General features: G+C 72.1%; 11 protein-coding genes. 7 read left to right on the top strand and 4 right to left on the bottom strand.

Going from position 1 to position 15,066, the window contains the following annotated elements; all coding sequences use genetic code 11:
• Nucleotides 1-40: 40 nt before the first annotated feature.
• A complete protein-coding gene (locus tag IG94_RS0122695; protein ID WP_031040068.1) occupies nucleotides 41-1,339 on the top strand; it encodes a citrate synthase in 1,299 nt (432 codons plus the stop codon).
• A 685-nt stretch (nucleotides 1,340-2,024) separates the two neighbouring features.
• Here IG94_RS0122695 and IG94_RS0122700 read toward each other — a convergent pair.
• From IG94_RS0122700 to IG94_RS0122710, 3 genes are all read right to left on the bottom strand, one after another.
• Nucleotides 2,025-4,313: a heavy metal translocating P-type ATPase gene (locus tag IG94_RS0122700; RefSeq protein ID WP_031040071.1), complete on the bottom strand. Its 2,289-nt coding sequence runs from the start codon at nucleotides 4,311-4,313 to the stop codon at nucleotides 2,025-2,027.
• A gap of 98 nt (nucleotides 4,314-4,411) precedes the next feature.
• Nucleotides 4,412-4,651, bottom strand: coding sequence for a heavy-metal-associated domain-containing protein (locus IG94_RS0122705; RefSeq protein WP_031040074.1), 240 nt, complete (start codon nucleotides 4,649-4,651; stop codon nucleotides 4,412-4,414).
• 159 nt (nucleotides 4,652-4,810) lie between these two features.
• Nucleotides 4,811-5,002, bottom strand: a complete 192-nt coding sequence (locus IG94_RS0122710; protein ID WP_031040077.1) for a helix-turn-helix transcriptional regulator — start codon at nucleotides 5,000-5,002, stop codon at nucleotides 4,811-4,813.
• Between the two features lie 821 nt (nucleotides 5,003-5,823).
• On the opposite strand from IG94_RS0122710, the gene mmsA reads away from it, so the two are divergent.
• The 4 genes from mmsA to IG94_RS0122730 all read left to right on the top strand — a co-directional run bounded on the left by mmsA (nucleotide 5,824) and on the right by IG94_RS0122730 (nucleotide 13,280).
• The gene (mmsA, locus tag IG94_RS0122715; RefSeq protein ID WP_031040080.1) at nucleotides 5,824-7,326 is read left to right on the top strand and encodes a CoA-acylating methylmalonate-semialdehyde dehydrogenase; all 1,503 of its coding nucleotides are present in this window, start codon (nucleotides 5,824-5,826) and stop codon (nucleotides 7,324-7,326) included.
• Between the two features lie 240 nt (nucleotides 7,327-7,566).
• Entirely contained in the window at nucleotides 7,567-10,242 is a 2,676-nt protein-coding gene (locus IG94_RS0122720; protein WP_031040083.1) for an alpha/beta fold hydrolase, read from the top strand.
• Nucleotides 10,239-11,168, top strand: a complete 930-nt coding sequence (locus IG94_RS0122725; protein ID WP_031040085.1) for an ABC transporter permease — start codon at nucleotides 10,239-10,241, stop codon at nucleotides 11,166-11,168. Before IG94_RS0122720 ends, IG94_RS0122725 begins: the two co-directional genes overlap by 4 nt.
• Nucleotides 11,169-11,351: 183 nt before the next feature.
• On the top strand, nucleotides 11,352-13,280 hold the full coding sequence (locus IG94_RS0122730; protein WP_031040088.1) for an AMP-dependent synthetase/ligase: 1,929 nt from the start codon (nucleotides 11,352-11,354) through the stop codon (nucleotides 13,278-13,280).
• A 140-nt stretch (nucleotides 13,281-13,420) separates the two neighbouring features.
• Here the strand turns inward: IG94_RS0122730 and rdlB are convergent, their stop codons facing one another.
• Complete coding sequence (gene rdlB, locus IG94_RS0122735) at nucleotides 13,421-13,825, bottom strand: rodlin RdlB (protein ID WP_031040090.1); 405 nt, start codon at nucleotides 13,823-13,825, stop codon at nucleotides 13,421-13,423.
• Between the two features lie 295 nt (nucleotides 13,826-14,120).
• Here rdlB and rdlA point away from each other — a divergent pair, with 295 nt between their 5' ends.
• Nucleotides 14,121-14,516, top strand: a complete 396-nt coding sequence (gene rdlA, locus IG94_RS0122740; protein WP_031040092.1) for a rodlin RdlA — start codon at nucleotides 14,121-14,123, stop codon at nucleotides 14,514-14,516.
• Between the two features lie 319 nt (nucleotides 14,517-14,835).
• Nucleotides 14,836-15,063 (top strand): chaplin ChpD, encoded by a 228-nt coding sequence (gene chpD / locus IG94_RS0122745; RefSeq protein ID WP_031040095.1) that lies wholly within the window; start codon nucleotides 14,836-14,838, stop codon nucleotides 15,061-15,063.
• Nucleotides 15,064-15,066: the final 3 nt, after the last annotated feature.

Consider the following 15,066-nt stretch of genomic DNA (forward strand, 5'->3'; position numbering starts at 1 on the left):
GCACCTCGAAGATGAGGCACTACGTCGGTGAGGGAAAGACGTGAGCGAGCACACCAACAACTCGGTAGTACTGCGGTTCGGCGATGACGAGCACACCTACCCGGTGATCGACAGCACTGTCGGCGACAAGGGCTTCGACATCGGGAAGCTCCGCGCCCAGACCGGTCTGGTGACGCTGGACAGCGGTTACGGCAACACCGCCGCCTACAAATCCGCCATTACGTATCTGGACGGCGAGGCGGGCATCCTCCGGTACCGCGGCTATCCGATCGAGCAGCTGGCGGAGCGCTCCTCCTTCGTGGAGGTCGCCTACCTGCTGATCAACGGTGAGCTGCCGACCGTCGACCAGCTCGCCTCGTTCAAGGACGAGATCACGCAGCACACCCTGCTGCACGAGGACGTCAAGAACTTCTACAAGGGCTTCCCGCGCGACGCCCACCCGATGGCCATGCTGTCGTCGGTCGTCTCGGCGCTGTCCACCTTCTACCAGGACAGCCACAACCCGTTCGACGAGCGTCAGCGCAACCTCTCGACGATCCGGCTGCTCGCCAAGCTCCCGACGATCGCCGCGTACGCGTACAAGAAGTCGATCGGCCACCCGTTCGTCTACCCGGCCAACAACCTCGGCTACGTCGAGAACTTCCTGCGCATGACCTTCTCGGTCCCGGCGCAGGAGTACGAGCTGGACCCGACGGTCGTCTCGGCGCTGGACAAGCTGCTCATCCTGCACGCGGACCACGAGCAGAACTGTTCGACCTCCACGGTCCGCCTCGTCGGCTCCTCGCAGGCGAACATGTTCGCCTCGATCTCGGCCGGCATCAACGCCCTCTGGGGCCCGCTGCACGGCGGCGCCAACCAGTCGGTGCTGGAGATGCTGGAGGGCATCCGCGACTCCGGCGGCGACGTCGACACCTTCATCCGCAAGGTGAAGAACAAGGAGGACGGCGTCCGCCTGATGGGCTTCGGCCACCGGGTCTACAAGAACTTCGACCCGCGCGCCAAGATCATCAAGGCCGCCGCGCACGACGTGCTCTCCGCCCTCGGCAAGTCCGACGAGCTGCTGGACATCGCCCTGAAGCTGGAGGAGCACGCGCTCTCCGACGACTACTTCGTCGAGCGCAGCCTCTACCCGAACGTCGACTTCTACACCGGCCTGATCTACCGGGCCATGGGCTTCCCGACCGAGATGTTCACGGTCCTGTTCGCCCTCGGCCGCCTGCCGGGCTGGATCGCCCAGTGGCACGAGATGATCAAGGAGCCGGGTTCGCGCATCGGCCGTCCGCGCCAGATCTACACGGGCGTCGTCGAGCGCGACTTCGTACCGGTCGAGGGGCGCTGAGCCTCCAGGCACCCCCGCAGCGTCCGAGAAGAGTCCCGTATCGCCCCGAGTGGTACGGGGCTTTTTCGTGCCCGCGGGCACGCGGGGCGGAGGGCGCCGGCGCGCCAGAAGGGTCCCGGCACAGCAGAAGGCGCCCTGGCGCCGGTCCCCCCACGGGCCGACGATCCAGGGCGCCTTCCCATGCCCCGGTGCGGATTCCCCCCACGGGATCCGGCCGGGCGTCTGTGAGGACAGCGCCTGAATTCGCTGTGCGAGCACAACGAGCAGAACTCGCCGTGCCGGTCGTACGTGTACTGCCTGTACTGCGTGTTGCCTGTACTGCGTATCGCTTGTACTGCCTGTCTGCCGGGACAACGCACCCGGGAGGGCCGCTCAAAGCTTCCCGGTGTACGTGGTCCCGGCAACGCAGCTCTGGGAAAGTCCCCCAAGACATCCCCAGATGTCAGTTTGCGCCCCCCAAGACGCTCCCTGACATCGCCAACTTAGACCTTCGAACCCCTCCGATGGTTACCTTCGCAGCCATGTGATCTGCGTCTCTTGCACATGTCCGTCAGGCATGCAAGAGGGCCGATGTTCAAGGTGCGACCCCAGCGTAAGGAAGATGCGCGACTCTTGTGAAGAGCTTATGTGAGAGGAGTGTCGGACTCCAGAGGCGCAGCCCCACGACCTGCGTGGAGCGCGCATCTCAGTGGAAGGCCCGCAGCCGCAGGCTGTTGGTGACCACGAACACCGAGGAGAAGGCCATCGCCGCCCCCGCGATCATCGGGTTCAGCATTCCGGCGGCGGCCAGCGGCAGCGCGGCCACGTTGTAGCCGAAGGCCCACACCAGGTTGCCCTTGATGATGGACAGGGTGCGCCGGGACAGCCGGATCGCGTCCGCCGCCACCCGCAGGTCCCCGCGCACCAGCGTGAGGTCGCCCGCCTCGATCGCCGCGTCCGTGCCCGTGCCCATCGCCAGGCCGAGATCGGCGGTGGCGAGGGCGGCGGCGTCGTTGACCCCGTCCCCGACCATGGCGACCGTACGGCCCTCGCTGCGCAGCCGCTCCACCACGGCGACCTTCTCCTCGGGCAGCACCTCGGCGATCACCTCGTCGATCCCGACGGCCGCCGCGACCGACTCGGCCACCCGGCGGTTGTCGCCGGTCAGCAGGACCGGGGTCAGACCCAGCCGGCGCAGCCGGGCCACCGCCTCGGCGCTGGTCTCCTTGACCGCGTCCGCCACGGCGACGACTCCGCGCGCGGTGCCGTCCCAGCCGACCACGACGGCCGTACGGCCGTTTCTCTCGGCCTTCTCGGCGGCTGCGGCCACCTCGGGCGGCAGGGCATCGTGGAGGCGCCCCACGGCCACCTCACGGCCCGCCACGCGCCCGCGTACGCCCCTGCCGGGAACGTTCTCGAAGTCCTCCACGCCCGGCAGCGTGCCGAGCCGCTCCTCGGCGCTCGCCGCGACCGCGCGGGCCACCGGGTGCTCGGAGGCGTGCTCGACGGCGCCCGCGAGCCGCAGCACCTCGTCCTCGTCGGTGCCCTCGGCGGCGTACACCTCGTGCAGGGTCATGCGGCCCGTGGTGACGGTGCCGGTCTTGTCCAGGACGACCGTGTCGACGCGCCGCGTGGACTCCAGCACCTCCGGCCCCTTGATGAGGATGCCGAGCTGGGCGCCGCGGCCCGTACCGACCAGCAGCGCGGTCGGCGTGGCGAGGCCCAGCGCGCACGGGCACGCGATGATCAGTACGGCGACGGCGGCGGTGAACGCGGCGGCGGTGTCGCCCGTGGCGCCGAGCCACCCGCCGAAGGTGGCGAGCGCGATCACGAGCACGACGGGCACGAAGACCCCGGAGATCCGGTCGGCGAGGCGCTGCACCTCGGCCTTGCCGCTCTGCGCGTCCTCGACCAGCTTGGCCATCCGCGCCAGCTGCGTGTCCGCGCCGACGCGGGTCGCCTCGACCACCAGCCGGCCCCCGGCGTTCACCGTGGCGCCGGTGACGGTGTCGCCCACGCCCACGTCCACCGGCACGGACTCGCCGGTCAGCAGGGAGGCGTCCACCGCCGAGGCGCCCTCGGTCACCGTGCCGTCGGTGGCGATCTTCTCGCCGGGCCGTACGACGAACCGGTCGCCCACGGCCAGCCGGCCCACCGGTATCCGCACCTCGCGGCCCTCCCGCAGTACGGCCACGTCCTTCGCGCCCAGCTCCATCAGCGCCCGCAGCGCGGCACCGGCGCTGCGCTTGGAGCGGGCCTCCAGCCAGCGGCCGAGGAGGAGGAATACGGTGACGCCGGCGGCGGCCTCCAGGTAGATCAGGGAGGCGCCGTCGGTGCGGGAGACGGTGAGGTCGAAGCCGTGCCGCATGCCCGGCATGCCCGCGTCCCCGAAGAACAGCGCCCACAGCGACCAGCCGAACGCCGCCAGTGTGCCGAGCGAGACCAGCGTGTCCATGGTCGCCGCGCCGTGCCGGAGGTTGGTCCAGGCGGCGCGGTGGAAGAGCAGTCCGCCCCAGACGACGACGGGGGCGGCCAGGGTGAGCGAGAGCCACTGCCAGTTGTCGAACTGGAGCGCCGGAACCATCGCGAGCAGGACGACGGGGGCGGCGAGGAGGACGGAGACGACCAGACGCTGCCGGAGGACCGACAACTCGGCATCGGCACCCGCGTCCCCGGTGTCTGCCGCGTCGGCTTCGTCCGCGGACGCCTGCGGGGCCGGTGCCGGCTCCTCGGCGGTGTACCCGGTCTTCACGACGGTGGCGATCAGGTCGGCGACCCCGGTGGTCGCCGGGTAGCTGACCCGGGCCTTCTCCGTGGCGTAGTTCACCGTGGCGGTGACGCCGTCCATGCGGTTGAGCTTCTTCTCGACGCGGGCGGCGCAGGACGCGCAGGTCATTCCGCCGATGAGCAGCTCGACCTCGGCGGCATCCGGGTCGGTGGCCGTGGGACGGGTGGCGTCGGTGGCGCCCGTGGGTGTTTCCGCGGTGGTGGTCATCCGGGACTCCAGACGGGCCGGCCGGACCGCGCGGGGCCCGGCCGGAGGGACGGGGCGGGGTGGAAGGGGTGGGCGTGGCGAGGCGAAGCGGACGGGGCTCAGGCCCTGCCGACCAGCTCGAAGCCCGCCTCGTCCACGGCGGCCCGTACGGCCGCGTCGTCGAGGGGGGATTCGGAGACGACGGTGACCTCGCCGGTGGCGGCCACGGCCTGCACCGAGCCGACGCCCGCGATCTCGGAGATCTCGCCGGAGACGGCGCCCTCGCAGTGTCCGCAGCTCATCCCGCTCACCTTGTAGACGGTGGTGACGGAACCCTGGGTGTCGGTCTGGGCGGTCATGTGGTTACTCCTCGTCGGGGGTGCGCATGGTCGGGTACCCGTGGCCCGCTCCGGACCACGCACCATCCACTGTACCCCTAGGGGGTATGAACCGAGCCCCACCCGTCCCCTGCGCCGCGCCCGTGCCCGATGTCCGGGACCGGGGAGTCGGCGGGCGCCCTATCTGTTCCGGTTGCGGGGGCGGGAGGCCACCCAGGCGCGGATCGTGTCCGCGTACCAGTACGGCTTTCCGCGTTCCACGTGGTCGGGCGGCGGCAGCAGTCCGTGCTTGCGGTACGAGCGCACGGTGCCCGGCTGCACCCGGATGTGGGCGGCGATGTCCTGGTAGGACCAGAGCCTTCGGTCGGTCACTGGTTGCACCTCCCCGCGCATGCCGCGGCGGCGGCCGGGGACGGCCGCCGGGGGGAGCCGGGCGCTGCGCTGGCGATCATCAGCCTGTGCCGGGTGAACGACGCGAGGGGGTGGACGGCCGGGTGCCGTTCCCGGGTGTGACGGAAAACCCGCGAGCCCGTGACAAGCGTGACCAGAAGGTCGATTTTGTGACACGGACGGCACAAACGGCGTACGCCGGGTGCGTCTTCGTCGCGGGACTCGCGTCGTGCGCCCGGTGCACTCCCGTACGCCCGTGGTGCACCGGGCGTACACCTGCGCGGTGCCTCGGGCCACCCTCTCGGGGCAAGTCGTCCGAATGTCCGGACAAAACATTGACAGGCCGCACGCGCGGGGCTAGAAACCGGGGTGACGTACGGCGGGCACGAAGGGAACGCGATGGCGCACGGCCTGATCGCCGGGGGACCGGAGTCCGCCCGCGCCGCCGACCGTTCCCCCACCGAACGCCTCCGGCGCGGGCCGGCCGCCCCGCCCTGGCAGGAGCGAGGCACGAGCACCGGCTCCCGGCTCGCACCGGCCCCGCGCCGGAGGTCTCCCCGTGGTCGCACCGATGGGCGCAGGCGCCGGGGCGCGCACACTGCTCCACGTGTCTACGCCGGCCCCCGAACCGCAGACACAGTGTCGGGCGCGTCCGCGGCGCCCGGCTGCTGGGATGGAGTCACGGCCGGGACCGGAAGACGACCGCCACCGGTCACGGCTCGTACGCAGCTCGCACAGCCACCGCAGCACCCACGGCACGTCGTCTCGACCCGTCGCCGCCATCTGTGAAGGAGTTCCCGGTCATGACGAAGATCGTCAACCACTGGATCGGCGGCAAGACCGCCGAAGGCGCCTCGGGCACGTACGGGCCGGTGACGGACCCGGCGACCGGCGCGGTCACCACCAAGGTCGCCTTCGCCTCCGTGGACGAGGTGGACGCCGCGGTCGCCGCCGCCAAGGAGGCGTACCTGACCTGGGGTCAGTCCTCGCTGGCCCAGCGCACCTCGGTCCTGTTCACATTCCGGGCGCTGCTGGACGCGCACCGCGACGAGATCGCCGAGCTGATCACCGCCGAGCACGGCAAGGTGCACTCCGACGCGCTCGGCGAGGTCGCCCGCGGCCTGGAGATCGTCGACCTCGCCTGCGGCATCAGCGTGCAGCTCAAGGGCGAGCTGTCGACGCAGGTCGCCACCCGCGTCGACGTGTCCTCGATCCGGCAGCCGCTCGGCGTGGTCGCCGGCATCACGCCGTTCAACTTCCCGGCGATGGTGCCGCTGTGGATGTTCCCGATCGCCGTCGCCTGCGGCAACACCTTCGTGCTCAAGCCGAGCGAGAAGGACCCGTCGGCCGCCGTGCGGCTCGGCGAACTGCTCGCCGAGGCGGGCCTGCCGGACGGCGTCTTCAACGTCGTGCACGGCGACAAGGTGGCCGTGGACCGCCTGCTCGAACACCCGGACGTCAAGGCCGTCTCCTTCGTCGGCTCGACCCCCATCGCCCGCTACATCCACACCACCGCCTCCGCGAACGGCAAGCGCGTGCAGGCCCTCGGCGGTGCCAAGAACCACATGCTGGTCCTCCCGGACGCCGACCTCGACGCCGCGGCCGACGCGGCGGTGAGCGCGGCCTACGGCTCCGCGGGCGAGCGCTGCATGGCGATCTCCGCAGTCGTCGCGGTCGGCGCCGTCGGCGACACGCTGGTCGAGAAGATCCGCGAGCGCGCCGAGAAGATCAAGATCGGGCCCGGCACCGACCCGTCCTCCGAGATGGGCCCGCTCATCACCGCGGCGCACCGCGACAAGGTCGCCTCCTACGTCGAGGGCGCGGCGGCCGAGGGCTGCGAGGTGGTCCTGGACGGCACCGGGTACACGGTCGACGGCCACGAGGACGGCCACTGGATCGGCATCTCGCTGCTCGACCGGGTGCCGACCACCGCGAAGGCGTACCGGGACGAGATCTTCGGCCCGGTGCTGTGCGTGCTCCGCGCGGAGACGTACGAGGAGGGCGTGGCCCTGATCAACGCCTCGCCGTTCGGCAACGGCACCGCGATCTTCACCCGGGACGGCGGCGCGGCCCGCCGCTTCCAGCTGGAGATCGAGGCCGGCATGGTCGGCGTGAACGTCCCGATCCCGGTCCCCGTCGGCTACCACTCCTTCGGCGGCTGGAAGGACTCGCTCTTCGGCGACCACCACATCTACGGCAACGACGGCACGCACTTCTACACCCGCGGCAAGGTCGTCACCACCCGCTGGCCGGACCCGGCCGACGCCCCGGCGGGTGTGGACCTCGGCTTCCCGCGCAACCACTGATCCCTCGCAACCCTTCGGCCGCCCGGCGGCGTCCTCCCCACCGAGGACGCCGCGAGCCGAGCGCCGGGAAGACCCGCCCAGCGCCGGAAGACCGGAAAAGCCGTCCCGGCGACCGCGGGGCGGCCCGCCGCTCCTACCGCGCCAGCGGTACGCGGCACCGGTCCCGTACATCCCTGGGAGGGGCGGCGGTTCAGCCCCGGGTCTGCCTCCGTTGTCGGTGGCTGCCCGTACCGTTGACGCATGGATCTTCGACTGCCCCGCGTGCGGGGGCTGCTGCGGGAGCCGCGGACGCTGCTGCGGGGCCCCCGGCGGGTGATCGCCGCCGCGGCCGCCGTCGTCGTGCTCGCCGGGGCCGGGACGTGGACGGCCGTCGCCGGCGACGACCCGCCCGCGGTGCAGCGGGCCGACCGGACCGTGGCCGTGGGCGACGGAGTCCGCCTGGACACCTCGTACTTCACGGCCGGCTCCGACGGCCGCCGCCCCGCCGTGCTGCTCGCGCACGGCTTCGGCGGCAGCAAGGCGGACATGCGGGAGCAGGCCGAGGACCTCGCGCGCGACGGGTACGCCGTCCTGACCTGGTCGGCACGCGGCTTCGGCAAGTCCACGGGAAAGATCGGGCTGAACGCCCCGGACGGCGAGGTCGCCGACGTCTCCCGGCTGATCGACTGGCTGGCCGAGCGGCCCGAGGTCCGGCTGGACGGGAAGGGCGACCCGCGCGTGGGCGTGGCCGGGGGTTCCTACGGCGGGGCGGTCTCGCTCCTCGCCGCCGGGCACGACCGTCGGGTGGACGCCATCGCCCCCGCCCTGACCTACTGGAACCTGTCGGACGCCCTCTTCCCGAACGGCGTCTTCAAGAAGCTGTGGGCCGGCATCTTCGTCACCATGGGCGGCGGCTGCGACCGCTTCGAGGACGAGCTGTGCCGGATGTACCAGCGGGTCGCCGAGTCGGGCAAGCCCGACGCCGAGGCCACCGGGCTGCTCGACGCGCGCAGCCCGCAGGCCGTCGGGGACCGCATCGACGTGCCCACGCTGCTGACGCAGGGCCAGACCGACTCCCTCTTCCCGCTCGGCCAGGCCGACCTGGCCGCCGAGGCGATCCGGGGCAACGGCGCGCCGGTCGCCGTCGACTGGGTCGCGGGCGGCCACGACGGCGGCGACCTGGAGGCGGACCGCGTCGCCGACCGCACCGAGGCCTGGTTCGACCGGTACCTCAAGGGCGACGAGTCGGCCGGCACCGGCCCCGGATTCCGCGTCAGCCGCACCCTCGGCACCGGCAGCGGCGACGGCGAGCCCCGGCTGGAGGGCGTGAGCGGCGACTCCTACCCCGGCCTGCGCGGCGACCCGCACACCGTCGCCCTGCGCGGCCGCGAGCAGAGCTTCGACAACCCGGCCGGCGCGAGCCCGCCCGCCGTCTCCGCGCTCCCGGGCATCGGCGGCGCCGGCGGGCTCTCCCGGCTCTCCTCGCTCGGCGTCGGCATCTCCCTGGACTTCCCCGGCCAGTTCGCCGCCTTCGAGTCGGCGCCCGTGCGCGAGGACCTGCGGATCACCGGCTCGCCGACCGCCACCGTCCACGTGAAGTCCAGCAGCGACGACGCCGTGCTCTTCGCCAAGGTGTACGACGTCGGTCCGGGCGGCAGCCAACAGATCCTCCCCGCCCAGCTGGTCACCCCGATCCGGGTGGCGGACGCCAAGGCCGGCCGGGACGTACGCGTCACCCTGCCCGCCGTCGACCACGAGGTGGACCGCGGACACCGGCTGCGCCTGGTCCTCGCCTCCACCGACCTCGGGTACGCCTCCCCGGCCGCGCCCGCCACGTACACCGTCTCCCTCAAGGGCGGCGGCCTGTCGGTGCCGACGGCGCTCGGCGACACCGGGGCGGCGGCCGGGCTGCCCGCCTGGGTCTGGTGGGCGCCCCTGGCGGGCGCGGCCGTGGCGGCGGCGCTGCTGCTGACCGCCCGACGCCGCACCTCGGCCCCGCCCCCCGACCCGGCGCTGGCCGAAGTGCCCCTCCAGATCACCGGCCTGACCAAGCGGTACGCCAAGTCCGCCGACCGGTACGCCGTGCGGGACCTGTCCTTCCGCGTGGAGCAGGGCCAGGTCCTCGGCCTGCTCGGACCGAACGGCGCGGGCAAGACGACGACCCTGCGCATGCTGATGGGCCTGATCGCCCCGGACGGCGGCGACATCCGCGTCTTCGGCCACGCCATCGCGCCCGGCGCCCCGGTGCTCTCCCGCGTCGGCGCCTTCGTCGAGGGCGCGGGCTTCCTGCCGCACCTGTCCGGCCGGGAGAACCTGGAGCTGTACTGGCGGGCCACCGGCCGGCCGCCCGAGGACGCCCACCTGGACGAGGCTCTGGAGATCGCCGGTCTCGGCGACGCGCTCGCCCGCGCGGTGCGCACCTACTCGCAGGGCATGCGCCAGCGCCTCGCCATCGCCCAGGCCATGCTGGGCCTGCCCGATCTGCTGATCCTGGACGAGCCGACCAACGGCCTCGACCCGCCCCAGATCCGCGAGATGCGCGAGGTGATGATCCGCTACGCGGCGGCGGGGCGCACGGTGATCGTCTCCAGCCACCTGCTGTCCGAGGTCGAGCAGAGCTGCACCCACCTGGTCGTGATGGACCACGGGCAGCTCGTGCAGGCGGGGCCGGTCGGCGAGATCGTCGGCTCCGGCGACACACTGCTGGTGGGCACCTCCGCGCGCGTGGACGGCCCGCTCGTCGAGAAGGTCGCCGCGCTGCCCGGCGTGTCCTCGGCCACCGCCACCGACGGCGGCCTGCTGGTCCGCCTCGGCGGCGACGGCACCGCGCGGGACCTGATCCCCGAACTCGTCCGCCTGGACGTGCCCGTGGAGTCGGTGGGCCCCCACCGGCGCCTGGAGGACGCCTTCCTCACCCTGATCGGAGACTCGGCATGAGCAGCACCAGCACGCCGCCTGCCGACCGCACCGAGGCCACCGAGGCCACCGGGTCCACCGGGCCCGCCGGGTCCGCCGGTCCGCGTGAGGTCGCCGACGGTTACCGCGCGGGGCGCACGCTGCCCGTGCGGGTCGAGCTGATCCGGCAGCTGAAGCGGCGGCGGACCATGATGATGGGCGGCATCCTCTTCGCCCTGCCGTTCGTGCTGCTCGTCGCCTTCCGCATCGGCGGCGAGCCCGGCGGCGCCAACAACCAGGTCAGCCTCATGGACTCGGCCACCGCGTCGGGCGCCAACTTCGCCGCCGTCAACCTCTTCGCGTCCGCCGGCTTCCTGCTTGTCGTACCCGTCGCCCTGTTCTTCGGGGACACGGTCGCCTCCGAGGCCGGCTGGTCCTCGCTGCGCTACCTGCTCGCCGCGCCGGTACCGCGGGCCCGGCTGCTCTGGTCCAAGCTGGTCGTCGCCCTCCTGCTGAGCCTCGCCGCCATCGTGCTGCTGCCGCTGGTCGCCCTCGCCGTCGGCAGCGTCGCCTACGGCTGGGGACCGCTGGAGCTGCCCACCGGCGGCAGCCTGGCCACCGGCACCGCGGCCGAACGCCTGGCGATCACGGTGGCGTACGTCTTCGTCTCGCAACTGGTCACCGCCGCACTGGCGTTCTGGCTCTCCACCAAGACGGACGCGCCGCTCGGCGCCGTCGGCGGCGCCGTCGGTCTGACCATCATCGGCAACGTCCTGGACGAGGTGACCGCCCTCGGCGACTGGCGCGACTTCCTGCCCGCGCACTGGCAGTACGCCTGGCTGGACACCGTCCGCCCCGACCTGGACTGGACCCGCCTGATCCAGGGCACATCGCTGTCGGTGACGTACGCCCTCGTCCTCTTCGCCCTGGCCTTCCGCAACTTCGCCCGCAAGGACGTCGTGTCCTGAGCCGCCCCTGAGGGCGCGGCGACCCGGCCTCGCCCCAGCCCTCGCGGACGCCGGCGGACTCCGGTCCGCCGGCCGGTGATCCGCCCATTGACGTTTCCTTACTTCCGGGTAAGTTTACTCGGAAGTAAGTAAGCGGGACGTACCCGCGACAGCGCAGCAGCCCCACCGCGACCGGGAGCCGTCATGGGCGTACGCAAGGACCTGAAACGGGCGAGACACCGCGGCGACCTGGTGTCCCGCACGAGGACCGAGACCGTCCGGGACGCGCACGGGACCGTGCGCGAGGCCCGCACCGAGCCCCTCGCGTCCCGTCCCACCGCGGGCAGCACCGCCGACATCCCGTTCACCAACGCGGCCGAGGCCCCCGACGCGGTGGTCCTGCGCCGGCAGGTCGGCGGGGCCTGGCGGCCCGTCACCGCCGCGGAGTTCGCCCGCGAGGTCACCGCCGTGGCCAAGGGCCTGATCGCCGCCGGCCTCGAACCCGGCGGCCGGGTCGCCGTGATGTCCAGGACCCGCTACGAGTGGACGGTCCTGGACTTCGCGATCTGGACGGCCGGCGGCCAGACCGTCCCGGTCTACGCCACTTCCTCCGCCGACCAGGTCGAATGGATCGTCCGCGACTCCGGCGCCCGGCACGTCGTCACCGAGACCGCAGCCAACACCGCCACCGTCCGGTCCGGCACGTCCGGCCATCCGCACAGCCCCCGCGCGTGGGAACTCGACGCCGGAGCCCTCGCCGACCTCACCGCCCTCGGCCTCGGCGTGAGCGACGAGGAGGTCACCAAGCGCCGCACCGCCCTCACCCCGGACACGGTCGCCACCGTCTGTTACACCTCCGGCACCACCGGCCGCCCCAAGGGCTGCGTCCTCACCCACGCCAACCTGCACGCCGAGGCCGCCAACACGGTCGAGCTGCTGCACCCGATCTTCAAGGAGGTCACCGGCCAGACCGCCTCGACCCTCCTCTTCCTCCCCCTCGCCCACATCCTGGGCCGCACCATCCAGATCTCCTGCCTGCTGGCCCGCATCGAGATCGGGCACTTCCCGAGCATCAGGCCCGACGAACTGCGGCCCGCGCTCAAGGAGTTCCGCCCGACCTTCCTGGTCGGCGTCCCGTACCTCTTCGAGAAGATCCACGACACCGGCCGTGCGACCGCCGAGAAGATCGGCCGCGGCGCCTCCTTCGAACGCGCCCACCGCCTCGCCGTCCGCTTCGGCGCGGCGCACCTGGAACGCTTCCTCGGCCGCGGCAAGGGCCCCACCCCCGCCCAGTGGGCCGGCTGGGCCCTGTACGACCTGCTGGTCTACCGCCGGGTCCGGCAGGAGCTGGGCGGCCGGATGCGGTACGCCATCAGCGGCGGCTCCCCGCTCGGGAGCGACCTCAACCTCTTCTTCTACGCCGCCGGAATCATGGTCTACGAGGGCTACGGCCTGACCGAGACCACCGCCGCCGCCACCCTCGTCCCCCCGCTCGGCCCCCGCCCCGGCACCGTCGGCCCGCCGGTCCCGGGCACCGCCGTGCGCATCGCGGACGACGGCGAGGTACTCGTCAAGGGCGGCATCGTCTTCGGCGCCTACCGGGGCGATCCCGGTGCCACCGACGCCGCGCTGACCGACGGCTGGTTCGCCACCGGCGACCTCGGCTCCCTGGACACCGACGGCTACCTCACCATCACCGGCCGCAAGAAGGACCTCCTGGTCACCTCCGGCGGCAAGAACGTCTCACCGGCCGTCCTGGAGGACCGCCTGCGCAGCCGGCCACCCGTCGCCCAGTGCCTCGTCGTCGGCGACAACCGGCCCTTCGTAGCCGCCCTGATCACCCTCGACCCGGACGCCGTCGCGCACTGGCTGGCGGTGCGGAAGCTGCCCGCCGACACCCCGATGTCCGAGCTGGTGCACGACGACAGGATGCGGGCCGACGTCCAGAAGGCCGTGGACCACGCCAACGCGGCCGTCTCCCGGGCCGAGTCGATCCGCGCCTTCCGGCTGGTGGAGGGCGAGTTCACCGAGGCGAACGGCCTGCTGACCCCGTCGCTGAAGGTGAAGCGCGGGGCAGCGGTGGCCGCGTACGCCGACGAGATCGAGGCGCTGTACGCGCCCCCCGGACGCTGACCCGGACATGCGGAAGGGGCGGGGCCCCCGCCTGTCTCCTGGGCCCACCCCCCGCGCGAGGGGGGGGGGGGGGGGAAGGGCCCCCCCCGGCGGGGGGGGCGGCCCCCGGACCCCCCCGGCGGCCCGCCCCTCGGGCGGTGTCAGCCCTTGCCGCCGCTCTCCCCGTTGGCGGAGAGGATCGAGACGTCCTCCAGCAGGTGGGCCAGCGCACCGTCGCGCTTGGTCTGCGTGGAGTTCTCGGCGCACTGCTGGTTCAGGTCGTCCGACAGGATCGGGATGTCCTGGATCGGGACCAGCCCGACCACGCTGACCGGGATGTCGCTGACCGCGATGCACGGCTTGTTGAACGAGCCCTGGATGAGCGCCATCTGCGGGCTCATGTTGCCCGTGGTCATCGAGTTGCCGAAGTACTGCGAGGCACCGTTGCCGTTGGAGGCGTTGGGCCCGCTGTCGTCCCCGATGGCCATCGCCTGGGGGGCCGCGGCAGCGGAGGCGCCCATGACGGAGGCGGCGATCGCCGCGTAGGCGGCTACCTTCTTGATCACTTGCCAGTCCTTTCTGAGGAAACCCCGTCCACCGGAGTGCTCTGGTCAACTCCGAGAGTCCGTTCGGGTTTCTCCCGTTCACTCTGTCGGCGGACAACGGGAAATGTGTGCGGGTCCGGGTTTCGCTCATGGGGTAAATCAGCTTTTACGCACGGGCTGCGCCTGTGATTCCGGCGGCTTTCCGCACTCTTTTCCCGATCGCTGGTCCAACCGGGTGAACGCCCGCAACCAATCATGTCGCATCGGGTTGATGAGGCCGTAGGACAGTGCGTCGCTACGACGAAAGGAACGCGAAGTGCTCAAGAAGGCAATGGTCGCCGCGGCGGCTGCCGCTTCTGTGATCGGCATGTCGGCTGCCGCTGCTCCCCAGGCCCTGGCCATCGGGGACGACAACGGGCCGGCCGTGGCCAACGGCAACGGCGCCAACTCGGCGTTCGGCAACTCGGCGACCAAGGGCGACATGAGCCCGCAGCTGTCGCTGGTCGAGGGCTCGCTGAACAAGCCGTGCCTCGGCATCGAGGACGTCAACGCCGCCGTGGTCAACCTCGTCCCGGTCCAGGACATCAACGTCCTGTCGGACGACCTGAACCAGCAGTGCGCGGACAACTCCACGCAGGCCAAGCGGGACGGCGCCCTGTCGCACGTCCTGGAGGACCTGTCGGTGCTGTCGGCGAACGGCGAGGGCCGCTGAGCCGGTCCCGTCGGGCACGGGCGGCCCGCTGACTTCCTCGCGGGCCGCCCGGCCGTGAACCGGTCGTGAACCGGCTGTCGACAGGCTGTCGACCGGCCGGGGCTTCACCGGGAGGCGGATGGACGTCGTCGCTCTCCTGGGGGAACGGCCGGACCGTGTCGTGAGGCATCCGAGTGAATGTCGGGGTGTCTCACGTTCGGGAGTTTCTCCGGCCGTCAATTCCTCGTTTGCAGGCTGCAGGTCATGGTGCGAGCCGTCAATGCTGTGCTCGCGCGGTTTCGGCCGTCATTCAGGCATGACCGCAGAGAAGGGAAATCTCATGAAGAAGAGCGCTGCTGTGGTCGCGGGTGCAATCATGGCCCTTGGCATGGCCGCCCCGGCCTTCGCCGACGCCGGTGCCGAGGGCGCCGCCGTGGGTTCCCCGGGCGTCCTGTCCGGCAACGTCGTCCAGGTCCCGGTGCACGTGCCGGTGAACGTGTGCGGCAACAGCATCAACGTCGTTGGTCTGCTGAACCCCGCGTTCGGCAACGCGTGCGTGAACGACTGACGT

The sequence above is a fragment of the Streptomyces olivaceus genome (assembly GCF_000721235.1).
In the GTDB taxonomy this organism is placed as follows: domain Bacteria; phylum Actinomycetota; class Actinomycetes; order Streptomycetales; family Streptomycetaceae; genus Streptomyces; species Streptomyces olivaceus.

Coding starts and splice junctions, on each gene's coding strand:
- IG94_RS0122705 (WP_031040074.1), bottom strand. CDS start 4,651: ATGACCGCCCAGACCGACACCCAGGGTTCCGTCACCACCGTCTACAAG.
- IG94_RS0122730 (WP_031040088.1), top strand. CDS start 11,352: ATGGGCGTACGCAAGGACCTGAAACGGGCGAGACACCGCGGCGACCTG.
- IG94_RS0122720 (WP_031040083.1), top strand. CDS start 7,567: ATGGATCTTCGACTGCCCCGCGTGCGGGGGCTGCTGCGGGAGCCGCGG.
- IG94_RS0122725 (WP_031040085.1), top strand. CDS start 10,239: ATGAGCAGCACCAGCACGCCGCCTGCCGACCGCACCGAGGCCACCGAG.
- mmsA (WP_031040080.1), top strand. CDS start 5,824: ATGACGAAGATCGTCAACCACTGGATCGGCGGCAAGACCGCCGAAGGC.
- chpD (WP_031040095.1), top strand. CDS start 14,836: ATGAAGAAGAGCGCTGCTGTGGTCGCGGGTGCAATCATGGCCCTTGGC.
- IG94_RS0122700 (WP_031040071.1), bottom strand. CDS start 4,313: ATGACCACCACCGCGGAAACACCCACGGGCGCCACCGACGCCACCCGT.